The 15,664-nt window shown below is 70.7% G+C and carries 15 protein-coding genes; 7 read left to right on the top strand and 8 right to left on the bottom strand.

Annotated features, from left to right (window positions below):
* Position 1 precedes the first annotated feature (1 nt).
* Entirely contained in the window at positions 2–928 is a 927-nt protein-coding gene (locus OG622_RS18550; protein ID WP_371577344.1) for a helix-turn-helix domain-containing protein, read from the bottom strand.
* A gap of 171 nt (positions 929–1,099) precedes the next feature.
* Between OG622_RS18550 and OG622_RS18545 the strand changes: the two genes are divergently transcribed.
* The 3 genes from OG622_RS18545 (at position 1,100) to msrA (ending at position 4,180) form a co-directional block, all read left to right on the top strand.
* The gene (locus OG622_RS18545; protein WP_371577342.1) at positions 1,100–2,143 is read left to right on the top strand and encodes an NAD(P)-dependent alcohol dehydrogenase; all 1,044 of its coding nucleotides are present in this window, start codon (positions 1,100–1,102) and stop codon (positions 2,141–2,143) included.
* A gap of 398 nt (positions 2,144–2,541) precedes the next feature.
* Positions 2,542–3,384 (top strand): MBL fold metallo-hydrolase, encoded by an 843-nt coding sequence (locus tag OG622_RS18540; protein WP_371577340.1) that lies wholly within the window; start codon positions 2,542–2,544, stop codon positions 3,382–3,384.
* Between the two features lie 283 nt (positions 3,385–3,667).
* Positions 3,668–4,180 (top strand): peptide-methionine (S)-S-oxide reductase MsrA, encoded by a 513-nt coding sequence (msrA, locus tag OG622_RS18535; protein WP_319763471.1) that lies wholly within the window; start codon positions 3,668–3,670, stop codon positions 4,178–4,180.
* Positions 4,181–4,481: 301 nt separating this feature from the next.
* On the opposite strand, the gene OG622_RS18530 is transcribed toward msrA, so the two are convergent.
* The 3 genes from OG622_RS18530 to OG622_RS18520 form a co-directional block, all read right to left on the bottom strand.
* On the bottom strand, positions 4,482–5,579 hold the full coding sequence (locus tag OG622_RS18530) for a hypothetical protein (RefSeq protein ID WP_371577338.1): 1,098 nt from the start codon (positions 5,577–5,579) through the stop codon (positions 4,482–4,484).
* On the bottom strand, positions 5,576–7,216 hold the full coding sequence (locus OG622_RS18525) for a M48 family metallopeptidase (protein WP_371577337.1): 1,641 nt from the start codon (positions 7,214–7,216) through the stop codon (positions 5,576–5,578). Before OG622_RS18525 ends, OG622_RS18530 begins: the two co-directional genes overlap by 4 nt.
* Before the next feature lie 327 nt (positions 7,217–7,543).
* Positions 7,544–8,662, bottom strand: coding sequence for a hypothetical protein (locus OG622_RS18520; RefSeq protein WP_371577335.1), 1,119 nt, complete (start codon positions 8,660–8,662; stop codon positions 7,544–7,546).
* A gap of 256 nt (positions 8,663–8,918) precedes the next feature.
* Between OG622_RS18520 and OG622_RS18515 the strand changes: the two genes are divergently transcribed.
* Positions 8,919–10,073, top strand: coding sequence for a cystathionine gamma-synthase (locus OG622_RS18515; RefSeq protein ID WP_371577334.1), 1,155 nt, complete (start codon positions 8,919–8,921; stop codon positions 10,071–10,073).
* Positions 10,074–10,089: 16 nt separating this feature from the next.
* Here OG622_RS18515 and OG622_RS18510 read toward each other — a convergent pair whose 3' ends face one another.
* The 3 genes from OG622_RS18510 to OG622_RS18500 form a co-directional block, all read right to left on the bottom strand.
* Positions 10,090–10,338, bottom strand: coding sequence for a hypothetical protein (locus OG622_RS18510; RefSeq protein ID WP_371577332.1), 249 nt, complete (start codon positions 10,336–10,338; stop codon positions 10,090–10,092).
* On the bottom strand, positions 10,335–10,826 hold the full coding sequence (locus tag OG622_RS18505; protein ID WP_371577331.1) for a sigma factor-like helix-turn-helix DNA-binding protein: 492 nt from the start codon (positions 10,824–10,826) through the stop codon (positions 10,335–10,337). Before OG622_RS18505 ends, OG622_RS18510 begins: the two co-directional genes overlap by 4 nt.
* Positions 10,827–10,964: 138 nt before the next feature.
* Complete coding sequence (locus OG622_RS18500) at positions 10,965–11,459, bottom strand: MarR family winged helix-turn-helix transcriptional regulator (RefSeq protein ID WP_371584135.1); 495 nt, start codon at positions 11,457–11,459, stop codon at positions 10,965–10,967.
* A 165-nt stretch (positions 11,460–11,624) separates the two neighbouring features.
* Between OG622_RS18500 and ilvA the strand changes: the two genes are divergently transcribed.
* The 3 genes from ilvA (at position 11,625) to OG622_RS18485 (ending at position 14,902) form a co-directional block, all read left to right on the top strand.
* Entirely contained in the window at positions 11,625–12,854 is a 1,230-nt protein-coding gene (gene ilvA / locus OG622_RS18495; protein ID WP_371577329.1) for a threonine ammonia-lyase, read from the top strand.
* Between the two features lie 183 nt (positions 12,855–13,037).
* Positions 13,038–14,060: an ATP-binding cassette domain-containing protein gene (locus OG622_RS18490; protein ID WP_371577327.1), complete on the top strand. Its 1,023-nt coding sequence runs from the start codon at positions 13,038–13,040 to the stop codon at positions 14,058–14,060.
* Positions 14,057–14,902: an ABC transporter permease gene (locus tag OG622_RS18485; RefSeq protein ID WP_371577326.1), complete on the top strand. Its 846-nt coding sequence runs from the start codon at positions 14,057–14,059 to the stop codon at positions 14,900–14,902. The genes OG622_RS18490 and OG622_RS18485 overlap by 4 nt, the downstream gene beginning before the upstream one ends.
* Before the next feature lie 82 nt (positions 14,903–14,984).
* Here OG622_RS18485 and greA read toward each other — a convergent pair whose 3' ends face one another.
* Positions 14,985–15,485, bottom strand: coding sequence for a transcription elongation factor GreA (gene greA, locus OG622_RS18480; RefSeq protein ID WP_371577324.1), 501 nt, complete (start codon positions 15,483–15,485; stop codon positions 14,985–14,987).
* Positions 15,486–15,664: the final 179 nt, after the last annotated feature.

Raw genomic sequence — 15,664 nt, 5'->3', positions numbered from 1 at the left:
CCTACGGACGCACCGACGGCGCGCGGGTCGCGTCCGTGCCCCAGCTGGCCAGGAGGCGGAGGGCCTCGGCGGAGGGGGAGCCCGGTTCGGCGTGGTAGGTGATCAGGGTCTGCTCGTGGTCGTCGGGGAGGTGGAACGTCTCGAAGGAGAGGGTGAGGTCACCGACCAGGGGGTGGCGCATGTGCTTCAGCCCGTGGCTCTTCTCCTTCACGTCGTGCGTGGCCCACAGCCGCCGGAACTCCTCGCTCTTCACCGACAACTCGCCCACCAGCGCCGACAGCAGCGGATCGTCCGGATGGCAGCCCGCGTCCATCCGCAGATAGCTGACGATGTCGGCCGCCTTCTGCTCCCAGTCGACGTACAGGTCCCGGTACTCGGGCCGCAGGAACACCATCCGCGCCCAGTTCCGCTCGTTCGCCGGCAGCTCCGACCAGTCGCCGAACACCGCCGCCGCCATCCGGTTCCAGACGAGGATGTCCGAGCGTCGGCCGGTGACGTACGCGGGGAGGCCGTCCAGGGTGTCGATCAGCTGCCGCAGGGCACTCCGCACCTGCTGGGGACGGGCCGACCGCTTCTTCTTGTGCGCCTTCGGCTTCGCGAGGTGGGTGAGATGGGCGTGCTCGGCGTCGTTCAGCCGCAGGGCGCGCGCGATGGCGTCGAGCACCTCCGCCGACACATTGCGCCCGTTGCCCTGCTCAAGCCGCGTGTAGTACGCCACGGACACACCCGCGAGCTGCGCCAGCTCCTCCCGGCGCAGCCCGGGAACCCGCCGGTGCCGCCCGAACGTCGGCAGCGCCACGTCCTCCGGCTTCAGCCGGGCCCGCCGGGTCCGCAGGAACTCGCTCAGCTCGGCACGCCGGTCCAGGGCCCCCGCGGTTCCGGCCTCGCCGAGGGGCGGCTCTCGCACTGCTTCGGGCTGTTCGTCCATATGGCAAGTATTCACGGTCGTACGCCTGGGAGCCTGACCCCGCCAGTGGTAGGACCAGCGGACGTACGCAGAACCGTGACCTGGGTGAACCCTGTGACTTCGGGCAGGCTGGTAGGCGCACCCGGCCGGAAGGCAGGCCGGATGCGGGACGACGATCAGGAGAATCCCGGCATGACCACCACTGTTGCCGCCTATGCGGCGCCCGCCGCCAAGGCTCCGCTGGAGCGCACCACCATCGAGCGCCGCGAGGTCGGTGAGTTCGATGTTCTGATCGACATCAAGTACTCCGGTATCTGCCACTCGGACATCCACCAGGCCCGTGAGGGCTGGGGCGAGGCGATCTTCCCGATGGTCCCGGGTCACGAGATCGCCGGTGTCGTCGAGGCGGTCGGCTCCGGCGTCACCAAGTTCACCGTCGGCGACAAGGTGGGCGTCGGCTGCATGGTCGACTCCTGCCGCGAGTGCGAGAACTGCGAGGCGGGCCTGGAGCAGTACTGCCTCAAGGGCAACGTCGGCACGTACAACGCCATCGGCAAGGACGGCGAGCCCACCTACGGCGGCTACGCGGAGAAGATCGTCGTCGACGAGGCCTTCACCGTACGCATCCCCGACGGCATCGCCCTCGACGAGGCAGCGCCCCTGCTGTGCGCCGGCATCACGCTGTACTCCCCGCTCAGGCACTGGAACGCAGGCCCCGGCAAGAAGGTCGCCGTCGTCGGCCTCGGCGGCCTCGGCCACATGGGCGTCAAGATCGCGCACGCGCTGGGTGCCGAGGTGACGGTGCTCTCTCAGTCCCTCCGCAAGAAGGACGACGGCCTGAAGCTGGGCGCCGACCACTACTACGCGACCAGCGACGAGGCGACCTTCAAGGAGCTCGCGGGCACCTTCGACCTCATCCTGTCGACCGTCTCGGCCCCCCTGAACCTCGACGCGTACCTGTCTCTCCTGAAGACCGACGGCGCCTTCGTGAACGTCGGCGCCCCCGAGGAGCCCGTCGCCCTCAACCTCTTCTCGGTCATCGCCGGCCGCAAGACCCTCGCGGGCTCCGGCATCGGCGGCATCCAGGAGACCCAGGAAATGCTCGACTTCTGCGCCGAGCACGGCCTCGGCGCCGAGATCGAACTGATCCGCGCGGACCAGATCAACGAGGCCTACGAGCGGGTGCTGGCGAGCGACGTCCGCTACCGGTTCGTCATCGACACGTCGACGATCTGACCAAGGCAGGCCGCGCGGTTCCCCGCGCCCCTACAGGGCCGCAGGCCCTTTCAAGGGGTGCGGGGAACCGCGTGAGCAACCCCCACCCACCCGCATTTGGGGGTAGAGGGGACCACCGCCTCTTCGGATGGGACGGGTAGGGGCGGCGGGGGCGAGAAATCAGCGCTCCCCACGGGCCGCCCCAGCAACCACGACAAATACAGCCCCGGACCAACGACATCAGTGCCCCCTGCCCCCACCGGAATCCGGTTCCAGTGGGGGCACGAGCGTCCGCGCCGGCCGCGACAACACGACCGCCCGGATGCGGGGGCGGCGGGACGGCCGGACGATGGAGGAGGGGAGAAGCAGGCGCGGCCGTGGCGCGATCACCACCAGGGGGTATCCGAGGTGTGAGCGACATGCCCCTACAGAAAACCCGACCGGGCACGGTCCACCAGGTCCGCCCGGACATCAGCGTTCTGGCCGACAGCCTGGAAGTCCCGGGAATCGGACACCTCCCGGTGAACGCCTTCGTGCTGCTGGCCGCCCAGCCGCTGGTGGTCGACACCGGCCTGGGCCTGCCGGACCGGAACTTCGTCGAGACGCTCGGCACGGTGCTGGACCCGGCGGACGTGCGCTGGATCTGGCTCACCCACCCCGACCGCGACCACACGGGCGGGATCTTCGACCTGCTGGCGGCGGCGCCCGAGGCACGCGTGGTGACGACCTTCGTCGGTGCCGGCATCCTCTCCTGCGAACGCCCCCTGCCCCTCGACCGCTGCTATCTCCTGAACCCCGGCGAGACGATGGACATCGGCGACCGCACGCTCACCGGCTTCCGCCCGCCGCTGTTCGACAACCCCGCCACCGTCGGCTTCTTCGACGACCACTCCGGGGTCTGCTTCAGCTCCGACTGCTTCGGCGCGCCTCTCCCCACGGCCGAGCTCGCCCTGGCCGACGACGTCCGTGACGTGCCCATCGACGACCTGCGCACCGCCCAACTGCTGTGGGCCACGGTGGACAGCCCCTGGGTCAGGACGGTCGACATGGACAAGTACCTGGAGACCTTCCGCCCCCTCAAGGACCGCAATCCTGACCTCGTCCTCTCCACCCACCTCCCCCCGGCCACCGGCATCACCGGCTCCCTCCTCGACACCCTCACCACCGCCCCGGACGCCCCACCCTTCACGGGCCCGGACCAGGCGGCGCTGGAACAGATGCTGGCGGGGTTCGAGCCGAACGGGGGCGGTCACGTCCAGTGAGGGCAAGCCCTCTGACCGGGAACCCCGAACGGGGAGCCCGGAGGGGTCAGCCCTCGGCCTTCGCCACGCCGATCGGGCAGGCCACACCCGTCCTGGTGAGTGGTTTCCGCGTCGGACAGCGGCGCCCGGCTCCTGCGCATCGTGACCAGGACGTCGAGGACGCGCTGACGGCGGCGGAATCGCCTGGAACCCTCGTGCGTTGAGCGGAGTGGGCATGGGATGCCGGCGGTGTGTAGGCCGAACAGCCCGAGTGACCGAGCTGACAGATATTGGAGGGGCTGCAATGGCTGCGCAGACGCAGAGGGCCGTGCTGGCCGGTGGATGCTTCTGGGGGATGGAGGACCTGATTCGCCGACTCCCGGGCGTGACGGCGACCCGGGTCGGATACACCGGCGGGGACGTGCCGAACGCGACGTACCGTAACCATGGCACGCACGCGGAGGCCATTGAGATCCTTTTCGACCCCGCGGGGACCGACTTCCGCGCGATCCTGGAGTTCTTCTTCCAGATCCACGACCCGAGCACCAAGAACCGCCAAGGCAACGACATCGGCCTCAGCTATCGCTCCGCGATCTACTACGTGGATGACGAGCAGAAGCGGATCGCAGAGGACACGATCGCGGACGTGGACGCCTCCGGACTGTGGCCGGGCAAAGTCGTCACCGAGGTGGAGCCGGTCGGCCCCTTCTGGGAGGCCGAGCCCGAGCATCAGGACTACCTGCAGCGTTACCCGGACGGCTACACCTGCCACTTCCCGCGCCCGGGATGGCGGCTACCCGCCCGCGCGGAGGGCTGACCGCGAGGTGGCCCGGCGGAAGGCGGAGGCTGACTGGCTGAAGCCCCGCAGCCGGGCCTGCTCGCGCTTGCGGGACCGGCCATGCCGCGCTGTGGATGAAGGGTGTTGCCGACGGCCGGCCACAGTCGGGTAGGGGGACCGTAGTCAGGGACCGCAGTGCTGAAACCGTGCTTCTCGGCCGCCGGCCGTGGCGACGCCAGGCGGGCAGGAAGCTCCCCAGTCGGCGGCGGGCAGTTGGGGCGTGCGGGCGGTACCAGGGGAACCAGGTACCGCCCGCATTCCGCCCCGCGTTTCCGCCGGCTCAGTCCTTGGCGGACGCCGACGCCACCGCCTGCGCCGACGAGTTCCGGATGCGGCAGTAGTACGCCGCCATCGCCTCGCCGTCGCCCTGATAGCGCCACGGCAGGGCGTTGACGTACCCGTCGACCAGCCTGAACTGTTCGAGCGCGGCGTCGTCGCGGTCCTGGAGGGAGAGGTAGTAGGCGAGGAGGTGCCGCAGTTCGGGGAGGCGGGGGTGGGTCGGATCCGCCGCGGCGGCGTCCGCGAGACCGGCGTCCACGCGGCCGATCATCCTCGGCGTACGGTCGACGCTGTTGTCGTCCGACGTGTCGTGCTCGAAGTGCGCGATGAGCGGGAACGCGGTGAGCAGGCTGCCCAGCGGTGCCTGCGCCGCCGCGCGCTCGGCGAACTCCGTCGCCAGCTTCTCCGAACCCCGCCACTTCGCACACCAGTACTGCAGCGCCGAGAAGTGGGCCTCGTAGTGGTGCGGAGCCCTGGCCGTGATCTCCGACCACAGCTTGTCCATCTCGGAGTTCGGGTAGCCGAGCCCGAGCGCGACCCAGATCTCGGTGATGTACGGCGTCGGGTCGTCGGGGTTGAGCGCCGCGGCCCGGCCGATCTCCTCGCGGGAACGTTCCAGCATCCGGTGGAAGCCCACGAACTGCTCACCGGTCGTGTACTTGGCCTTCTTCCCGCCGCGCAGGTTCCAGGCCAGGATCACGGTGCTGCGGGCCCGTACGACGGCCGCGTCCGGGTCGTCGGGACGGTCCGTCTCCCAGGCGAGCAGCCAGTCGTCCTCCTTGGCCGCGATCTCGGCCAGCAGATACGCGGCCGAGGACCGGCGCTCCCAGTCCCGGCCGGTGTCGTGCATCATCTTGGCGGCGGCCTTCCAGTCGCCGCCGCGTACGGCGGCGAGCGCCGACTCCTGGCCGGCCGGGAGCGGACCCGGGAGTCTGCTGTTCTGCCGCTCCGCGGGCAGCAGCCCCATCGCCTCGGCGACGTCCGGGTCGACGTCGGCGCTGGGGAAGAAGAACTCCTTGAGGAAGACCCAGGCCATCCAGAGGCCGAAGAGCAGGGTCGGTACCGCCAGGACGGCCAGTATCCACAGCAGTACGGTCATCGCGGTGCGTCCGTTTCTCGGTTCGCGGGGCCTTGGGGCGCGGGCAGCAGAGCCCGCAGCGGGCCCGTGTCGGGGTGGTCGGCGACCGCCGCGGCGATCGCGGCGCCGAGGTCGGTCTCCGTGCCGTCCGGCGCGGGCGGCAGCCGCACCACGGCCGGCTCCGCCCAGGAGAACTCCCAGCGCAGCCGCGAGTGTGCGCTCAGTTCGGCCAGCACCATGCCCTGCAGCGCGTCCGCCAGCGCGGGCCGCACGAACTCACGGAAGGCCCGGCCCTGCGCCTCGGCCGCCTGGTCCGACAGCGGCAGCCGCCGCGCCAGCTGCCACAGCTGACCGTCGTCGATCACCTTCAGCAGCGCGGACAGGGACGGGTGGTCCTTGGTGTACATCGCGAGCGCCCGGTGCAGCGCGGTGTCGAGCAAGGCGAAGTTCGCGACCATCGAGCCGTCGAGCAGCTCCTGCCAGTCGCCGGCGCGCCGGAACCGCAGGACATCCTCGCTGAGGACCGCGTCCTCCAGTGCCGCCAGAGTCCGGTCCGGGTCGGCCAGCAGACCTGGCGCCGCGCCCCTGGCCTCGTCCGCGCGACCGTCGGCGGGCAGCGCCTCGATCCGCTCGACGCGGTCGGCGATGGGCGGGTGCGAGTCGTACGGCGACGTCGGCTCGGTCGCCAATTCGGTGCGCAGACCGATCAGTTCGAGCTGGCGGGCGGAGAGCAACCGCCCGTAGCCCCCGAAGAACTCACCGCGCGGCGGCAGCAGCCGGGCCTCGGAGCCGAGCGTGGCGTAGCTGTTCATGTAGAAGTCGAACGCGGCGTCCAGCGCCGGTAGCTCGCGCAGCGCCGACGCGGTGGCGTCGCGGCCGGCGATCCGGGCGGCCGCGGCGTCGGCGGCGTACTCCTGCCGGCGTGAACCGGCGAGCGTGGCGCGGATGTACAGCTTGGCGTAGCCGGTGTAGATCCGCGCCATCACGCGGTACGTGAAGCCCGCGTGCTCGGCGTCGATCTCCTTGGTCTTCTTCCCCTTGGCCGCGGCCCTGGCGTTCTTCTTCTCCTGCCGGGCCCGCTCACGTCCGGCGGACCTGTCGGCCCGTTCCTCGAAGTGCCCGATGGTGCGCAGCACCTGGGCCCGGCCGCGCACGGTGATCGCGGCGAGCCGGGTGTCGGCGTTCGAGTAGTGGCCCAGCTCATGGGCGAGGACCGCGCGCAACTGCGCCTCGGTCAGGCCCTGCAGCAGCGGTACGCCGAGGTAGAGGTGGCGGGGGCCGGCCAGCAGGCCGAGCAGCCGGGCGTCCTCGCTGACGGCGGCGTTGACGTCGGCCGTCAGGACGATCCGGGAGGGCGCCCGGGTACCGACCGCGTCGGCCAGTTCCCTTACGGTGCGCCACAGTTCGGGCTCGTCGGCCTCCGTCACCGGCAGGCCCGGCAGGTCCTCGCCCTTCGGCGTCCGCAGCATGAACAGACCGCGGACCAGGGGGATCGCGAGCAGTACGGAGACCAGGTACAGCTTGGCGGCGAGGCTGGACGGCGCGTAGAGGGAGAGCAGGTAGTCGGTGCCGGCGAGCGCCGCCAGCAGGATCACGCCGAGCAGATAGAAGCCGGCGAGCAGCACGAGGGCGCGCAGTGCGCGCAGGGTCGCGCCCATTGGGCAGAGTTCCCCCCACGGGAAAGATCGCGAACGATCGTTCAAACGGTGAAATCGGTTGGAACGGTGAAATTTGGATGGCCTGGGGCGTGTCCATGACCAAAAGGTGTGAGGGGCGGAGTATTTCGCACGGGTGTGCGGGGTTGCAAGGGCTTGCTGGAGGGCCGGGCGCCTTGGGTGGCTGTGTCGTGGGGGCGGCGGCTGCGGGCTCGTCGTGGCCGGTCGCGCCCACGCGGCGGAGCCGCATATGCCACGGCCCCGCACCCCCTCAGCCCCGCACCCCCTCAGCCCCGCACCCCCTCAGGGCTTCGCCCCTTCAGGCCCGCGTCAGTGCAGCAGCGTCGCCGGGCTCCCGCCGTTCGCCTCGTAGCCCGCCACCGCCAGGGCCCGGTAGATCGCGTAGTCCGCGGCCGGGTCGGAGGTGAGGGTCCAGGGGAGGGCGCCCACGTGGCCGTCGGCGTGCACGAGCTGGTCCATGGCCTCGGACCAGCGCTCGGAGCGGACCAGGAAGAAAATCAGCAGATGGCGGACATGGGCCGGCATCGGGTCGTCCGGCCGCGCCGCGTGCACCGCGAACAGGGCGCCGTGGACCGCCTTGGTGACGACCTCGCTCTCGTAGAAGCCCTGCACCAGGTTCACCTCGGGCAGGTGCTCGAACACCGCGAAGAGCGGCATGGCCGCGAGGAGCGACCCCCGCGGGGCGCGGGCCGCCGCCGCCTCGGCGAAGGAGTACGCCAGCTCCCGCGAGCCGTGCCACTTCTCGCACCAGTAGTGCAGGGCCGCGAGGTGGGCGCCCATGTGCTCCGGCGCCCGGTCCAGGATCTTCAGCCAGAGCTGCTCGAACTCCTCACGGGAGTACGCCAGCCCGCGCGCCACCGACAGCTCGATGATGTACGGGATCGGGTCACCGGGGGCCAGCAGCGCCGCGTCGCCGCACGCCGATCTGGCCTCCTCCATGATGATCCGGAAATCGTCCGTGCCCGGCGTCGACGTCCGCCACGCCTGCTGCACCAGGAACTCCGCGTGCACCGCCGCGCCGCCCGCGTCCTTGGGCGCCTCCGCGCGCCACACCCGCAGCCACTGCCCACCGGGCGTCTCGCCCACCCCGCCGGGCCGCTGCGCCAGCTCCAGCGCCGCCGCCCCCGCGAACGCCTGCACCCGCTGCCACCGGACCTCGCCAACCGCCTCCGTACCGGCCAGCAGCTGCTTCGCGGCCCGGTAGTCCTGGGACCGCTGCACCACATCCAGCACGTCCAGCAGATCCTGGTCGGGCGCCGGCATCCGAACGTCCAGCAGCTCCTGCCGCACGAACCCGTAGTCCGCCGGGTCCGCCGCGTCCGGATGCCCCGCCTCCACCTGCTGAATACCGGCCCTGCGGCGCGCCAGGATCGGCCACGCCACGAAGCCGACCATGAGCAGCGCCATCAGCACCCAGAGAATCTCCATGCGACAAGGGTTCCAGACCCGGCCGACAATTGCCCAACCCGGCCGGTGGCCTGTGGACAACTCCGGACCGGCGCACCATGGCAGAGGCGCGTGATGGTGACCTGTGCGGCTCCACCACGTGGGCGCGACCAGCCACGACGCACCCGCGGCCGCCACATCCGCCACACCCGCAACGCACCCCACCCCATGAGGCCTCCGGCACCCAGCGAAGCCACAGGGCGCCCCGAACCCTCCTGACCATTTAGGCTCGACAACCATGAGCGACACCCACATCAGCCAGCACTTCGAGACCCTCGCGATCCACGCGGGCAACACCGCGGATCCCCTCACCGGCGCGGTCGTCCCGCCGATCTACCAGGTCTCGACCTACAAGCAGGACGGCGTAGGAGGCCTGCGCGGCGGTTACGAGTACAGCCGCAGCGCCAACCCCACCCGCACCGCGCTGGAAGAGAACCTCGCAGCCCTGGAGGGCGGCCGCCGCGGCCTCGCGTTCGCGTCCGGACTGGCCGCCGAAGACTGCCTGCTGCGCACGCTGCTCAGCCCCGGCGACCACGTGGTCATCCCCAACGACGCCTACGGCGGCACGTTCCGCCTCTTCGCGAAGGTCGTCTCCCGTTGGGGCGTGGACTGGTCGGTGGCCGACACCAGCGACCCCACGGCCGTACGGGCCGCCGTCACGCCCCGGACGAAGGTCATCTGGGTGGAGACCCCCTCCAACCCGCTGCTCGGGATCACGGACATCCCGGCCGTCGCCCAGGTCGCCCGCGAGGCCGGCGCGAAGCTGGTCGTCGACAACACCTTCGCCACCCCCTACCTCCAGCAGCCGCTCGCGCTCGGCGCGGACGTCGTCGTGCACTCGCTCACCAAGTACATGGGCGGCCACTCGGACGTCGTCGGCGGCGCCCTGGTCGTCGGCGACCAGGAACTGGGCGAGGAACTGGCCTACCACCAGAACGCGATGGGCGCGGTCGCCGGCCCCTTCGACTCCTGGCTGGTGCTGCGCGGCACCAAGACGCTCGCCGTCCGGATGGACCGGCACAGCGAGAACGCCACCAAGGTCGCCGACATGCTGACCCGGCACGCGCGCGTGGCCGGCGTGCTCTACCCGGGCCTGCCGGAGCACCCCGGGCACGAGGTCGCCGCCAAGCAGATGAAGGCGTTCGGCGGCATGGTGTCGTTCCGGGTCGCCGGCGGCGAGGAGGCGGCCGTCGAGGTCTGCAACCGCGCCAAGGTGTTCACCCTGGGCGAGTCCCTGGGCGGCGTCGAGTCCCTGATCGAGCACCCGGGACGCATGACGCACGCCTCGGTGGCCGGCTCGGCCCTGGAGGTACCCGCCGACCTCGTACGCCTCTCCGTGGGCATCGAGAACGTCGACGACCTCCTGGAGGACCTCCAGCAGGCCCTGGGCTAGACCCGGCCCCGGGCGCTCACCAGCCCGTCATCGGTGGAGTCGTCGTAGACGGCGGCTCCACCCAGGGGCGGGCCATCAGCGCCCACACGAAGAACGCGACCACGGCGGCCGCCAGCACCAGCCACATCAGATGCCGGGCCGCCGTCCGGCGCCGCAGCATGCGCCCGCCGCGCCGCACCGCCGCCGCGCACAGGTCGGGCGGCACCGGCGGGGGCCTGCGCTCCAGGATCCGCCGTACGGCCGCCTCGCGGTCCCGCAGACTCATGACGGCGCCACCTCCGCCACCTTCTCGGGGGCCGCCTCGCGCGGGGGATGCAGGACCGTCGCCATCGCGCGCAGACAGATCGTCGTCACGCGCTCGACGGGCAGCCCGAGCAGCGCCGCCGCCTGCTCCTCGGCGACCCCCTCGTAGAGCCGCAGGACGAGGATCAGCCGCTCCTGCGGGCTGAGGACGGCCAGGGCGCCGCCGGGCGCGGGGCGGAAGAGGCCGTGGTGGTGCCAGGCCTCGCGCGCGAAACGGACGGCCAGCCGCTGCCGGGTCCGGTCGTACGGGTCCTCGCCGCGCAGCCGGTCCCAGGTGGCGTACGTGTGGGCCAGGGCATGGGTCAGCAGCCGTCGCGCGCGCGGGTTGTCGTCCGGCGGTTCCGCCGTGAGCAGGGTGGCGGTCTGCAGAAGCCGCCCCGCCGCGCCCGCGACGAACGCCTCGAACTCCCTGGCCCGGTGGGCGCCTTGGGCCACATGCCGATCTCGCACCACGCCTCCCGCCTGAGGCCGACCCTGAGCGAACGGGACCCGGCCGGGTACGGATCGGTCCGCCGAGTGCGGAGCGTCCGCCGCGTACGACGAGGGCCCGGTCTCATATGAGGCCAGGAGCAGGGGCGCGGTCAAGGGTCAGGAGGGTGACGGTGCCTCCGGCGCCGCCGCCATGCGGGTCGAGAGCGCGGTGTTGAAACGGGTGAGGAGCGAGCAGAAGGCCTCGCGCTCCTCGGGGGCCCAGTCCTGGGTGAGTTCGGCCATCAGCAGGCGCCTGGAGGAACGTACCTCCTCAAGGCGGGACAGCCCGCGCGGCGACAGCTGGAGCACCACGGCGCGGCCGTCCTCCGGGTGCGAGGTGCGCTTGACGAGTCCGGTGTCCACGAGCGGCGCCACCTGACGGGTGACCGTCGAGGAGTCGATCCCCATGCTCGCCGCGAGCGCCTTGACGCCCATCGGGCCTTCCTTGTCGAGGCGGTTGAGCAGCAGGTACGCGGCACGGTCCATGGAGTTGCGCACCTGCCCGACGCCGCCGAGCCGGGTCTGTTCGGCACGGCGGGCGAACACCGCGACCTCGTGCTGCAGCGTGTCGAGAAGACCGTTGTCACCGACGGTCGTCATGTCCATCGACATTTCAGGTGTTGTGGGCATGGCCAAAGGCTCAATTCATGCGTGGGGCGCTGGGTTGGGGGACAGAGTACGCGGACCGGGCGTGGGGTGTACGGGCCCCGCTGAAACACGGTCCCGCCCCTTGGTCACACCCGTCTTCGCCCCCTGTGAACTGCGAGACTGGCGGTCATGAGCTACAGCACGGCTGACTCCTTTCCACGGGTGACGCTCGACGACGTGCGAGGCGCGCAGAAGATGCTTACGGGCATTTCACGTGTCACCGCCATGGAGGGCAGCAGGCATCTGTCGCAGCTCGTCGGCGCGCCGGTGCACCTCAAGTGCGAGAACCTCCAGCGGACGGGCTCGTTCAAGCTGCGCGGCGCGTACGTCCGTATCGCGGGTCTGCTGCCCGAGGAGCGGGCCGCCGGCGTTGTCGCCGCGAGCGCGGGCAATCACGCCCAGGGCGTCGCCCTCGCCTCCTCGCTGCTCGGCGTGCGCTCCACCGTCTTCATGCCGAAGGGCGCCCCACTGCCGAAGATCAGCGCGACCGAGGAGTACGGAGCCGAGGTGCGCCTGCACGGCACGGTCGTCGACGAGACGCTGATCGCCGCCCAGGAGTACGCGGCCGAGACCGGCGCGGTGTTCATCCACCCGTTCGATCATCCTGACGTCATCGCGGGCCAGGGCACGGTGGGTCTGGAGATTCTGGAACAGTGCCCCGAGGTGCGCACGATCGTCGTCGGCATCGGCGGCGGCGGGCTCGCGGCGGGTATCGCGGTCGCGGTGAAGTCGCTGCGGCCGGACGTGCGCGTCGTCGGCGTCCAGGCGGAGGGCGCGGCCGCGTACCCGCCCTCGCTGGCCGCCGGTCTGCCCGTGGCCGTGAAGAACCCGGCGACGATGGCCGACGGCATCAAGGTCGGGCGGCCCGGCGACGTGCCGTTCGGGATCATCGCGGAACTGGTGGACGAGGTCCGTACGGTCTCGGAGTACAACCTCTCCAGCGCCCTGCTGCTCTGCCTGGAGCGGGCCAAGCTGGTCGTGGAACCGGCCGGCGCCAGCCCCGTCGCGGCCCTGCTGCGCGACCCGGAGTCCTTCGAGGGCCCGGTCGTCGCGGTGCTCTCCGGCGGCAACGTCGACCCGCTGCTGATGCAGCGCATCCTGCGGCACGGTATGGCCGCCGGTGGCCGCTACCTGCAGGTATGCCTCCGCCTGACCGACCGCCCCGGTGCTCTCGCCACACTTCTCGGGGTGTTGTCAGCGGTCGACGCTAATGTCCTCGACGTGAGCCATGTACGGACCGACCCTCGACTCGGGCTCACGGAGGTGGAGGTCGAACTGCACCTGGAGACGAGGGGACCGACGCACTGCGGCGAGGTCAACCACGCCCTCCGCGAGGCGGGTTACACCGTCATCGACTGAGGTCGGCGGCCCGTCGCCAACCGTCTGTCACTCGTTCGGGCAAGTCCATTGAGAGACGCGATACATCGCGTTATGATGTGTCTCGTGTTCGTTCGGCGATGTGGCCCACGTCACCGGCCGGGCAGAACGAAAAGTACGAACCCCGGGCTTTGCGAAGGAACCCCAAAGACGTGGAGATATCACATGCCAGGCGCCATCCATGCCGAAGGCCTGGTGAAGACCTTCGGTGATGTAAGAGCCCTCGACGGTGTCGACCTCGATGTACCCGAGGGCACCGTCCTGGGTCTGCTCGGGCCGAACGGCGCGGGCAAGACGACCACCGTCCGATGCCTCACCACCCTGCTGCGGCCCGACAGCGGCAGGGCCGTCGTGGCCGGCATCGACGTGCTGAAGGACCCGGACGCCGTACGGCGCTCGGTCGGCCTCTCCGGCCAGTTCGCCGCGGTCGACGAGTATCTGACGGGCCGCGAGAACCTGCAGATGGTCGGCCAGCTCTACCAGATGCGGGCCAAGGACGCGAAGGCGCGCGCGGGCGAGCTGCTGGAGCAGTTCCATCTCGCCGACGCCGCCGACCGGCCCGCCAAGACGTACTCCGGCGGTATGCGTCGCCGGCTCGACCTGGCGGCCGCGCTGGTGGTGTCGCCACCGGTGATGTTCATGGACGAGCCGACCACCGGACTCGATCCGCGCAACCGCCAGCAGCTGTGGGAAGTGATCAAGCAACTGGTCTCCGGCGGTACGACCCTGCTGTTGACCACCCAGTACCTCGAAGAGGCCGACCACCTCGCGCACGACATCGCCGTGGTCGACCACGGCCGCGTCATCGCCCGCGGCACCTCCGACCAGCTCAAGGCCCGCACCGGCGGCGAGCGCGTCGAGGTGGTCGTGCACGACCGCGAGCGCATCCCGGCCGCCGTCGAGGTGCTGACCGGATTCGGCAAGGGCGAGACCACCGTCGAGGAGCACACCCGCCAGCTCACCGTGCCCGTGACCGGCGGAGCCAAGCTCCTCGCCGAGGTCATCCGCGAGCTGGACACCCGCGGTATCGAGATCGACGACATCGGCCTGCGCCGTCCCACCCTGGACGACGTGTTCCTCTCCCTGACGGGACACCTCGCCGAGGCGAAGGGCGAGGCCGAGGTCGAGGGGCGCGGCGAAGTCGCCGACGCCAAGGGGCGGGGCCGAGGGAAGGAGGGCGCCAAGTGAGCATCGTCAAAGGCGCCGTGCGGGTCGTGCCGCCCGGCAATCCGATCACCCAGTCCATCAGGGACTCGCTGGTCGTCGCCAAGAGAAACCTGATCAGAATGTCCCGAATTCCAGAAATGGTAATTTTCGGGCTCATTCAGCCTGTCATGTTCGTGGTGTTGTTCAGCTATGTCTTCGGCGGCTCCATGAATGTCGGCGGCACCACGGATCCCGCCGTCTACCGCGAGTTTTTGATGGCCGGCATCTTCGCGCAGACCGTCACCTTCGCCACCGCCGGCGCCGGAGCGGGCATCGCCGACGACATGCACAAGGGGCTCATCGACCGCTTCCGCTCGCTGCCCATGGCGCGCGGGGCCGTGCTCACCGGACGGACCCTCGCGGACCTCGTCCAGACGGCGCTCACCCTGGCCGTCCTGGCTGTGGTCGCTCTGCTCGTCGGCTGGCGCACCCACACCAGCATGGGCGAGGTGCTCGGCGCCTTCGGCCTGCTGCTCCTGCTGGGGTACGCGTTCACCTGGGTCGGCGCGCTCATCGGCCTTTCGGTGCGCACCCCCGAGGCGGCGACCTCCGGCGGGCTGATCTGGCTCTTCCCCGTCACGTTCATCTCGAACGCGTTCGTGGACTCCAGCCGTATGACGCCCTGGCTGCAGCATGTCGCCGACTGGAACCCGTTCAGCGCCACCGTCCAGGCCTGCCGCGAGCTGTTCGGCAACCCGGGAGTGTCGCCGTCGGGCGCCTGGCCCATGCAGCACCCGGTGTGGGCCTCGCTGATCTGGTCGGTGCTCATCATCGTCATATTCCGGACCCTGTCCGTACGCAAGTACCGCTCGGCGTCGGCGTGAGCGGCGACCGGCCCCGGGCATGACCGAGCCCCCGGCGCCGCAGGGGCGCCGGGGGCCATGGGCCGAGCGGAGGGTCAGGCGTTCAGCTCTGGTAGGGCACGGCCTTGAGGATCTTCACCGAGGCCAACTTGCCGTTCGGCAGCTCGTACTGCGCGTCCTGGCCGACCTTCTTGCCGGTCACGCCCGAGCCGAGCGGGGACTGCGGCGAGTAGGTCTCGATGTCGGAGCTGGCGTACTCACGGGACGCGAGCAGGAACGTCACGGTGTCGTCCTCGTCGCCGTCGAAGGCGATCGTCACGACCATGCCGGGCGCCACGGCGCCGTCCGCCGACGCGGGCGCCTCGCCGACCTTGGCGTTCTCCAGGAGCTGGGTCAGCTGGCGCACACGGAGCTCCTGCTTGCCCTGCTCCTCCTTGGCCGCGTGGTACCCGCCGTTCTCGCGCAGGTCGCCCTCCTCGCGCGCGGCCGCGATCTTGGCGGCGATCTCCGTGCGCGCAGGACCAGACAGGTGCTCCAGCTCGGCCCTGAGCTGGTTGTACGCCGCCTGGGTCAGCCAGGTGACGTTCTCGCTGGTCTGGGTCACAGGTGCTCCTCGTAGGTACTGGGAATACAAAGCATCGCCCTACCCAGAAGAATGTTCCTTCACGAGTGGGCGAAACCACGAGCCTAACAATTCAGCGGCGGGAGGGGGAGGACATAAACCACAAGCATTACGTCGACGCAGGTCAGGGCGCCGATTCGGAGAGCCGGGGGGTCCAGGAG

Origin of the sequence: Streptomyces sp. NBC_01314 (assembly GCF_041435215.1) — a bacterium.
GTDB lineage: Bacteria > Actinomycetota > Actinomycetes > Streptomycetales > Streptomycetaceae > Streptomyces.
This window is presented reverse-complemented; position numbering and strand designations above follow the sequence as displayed.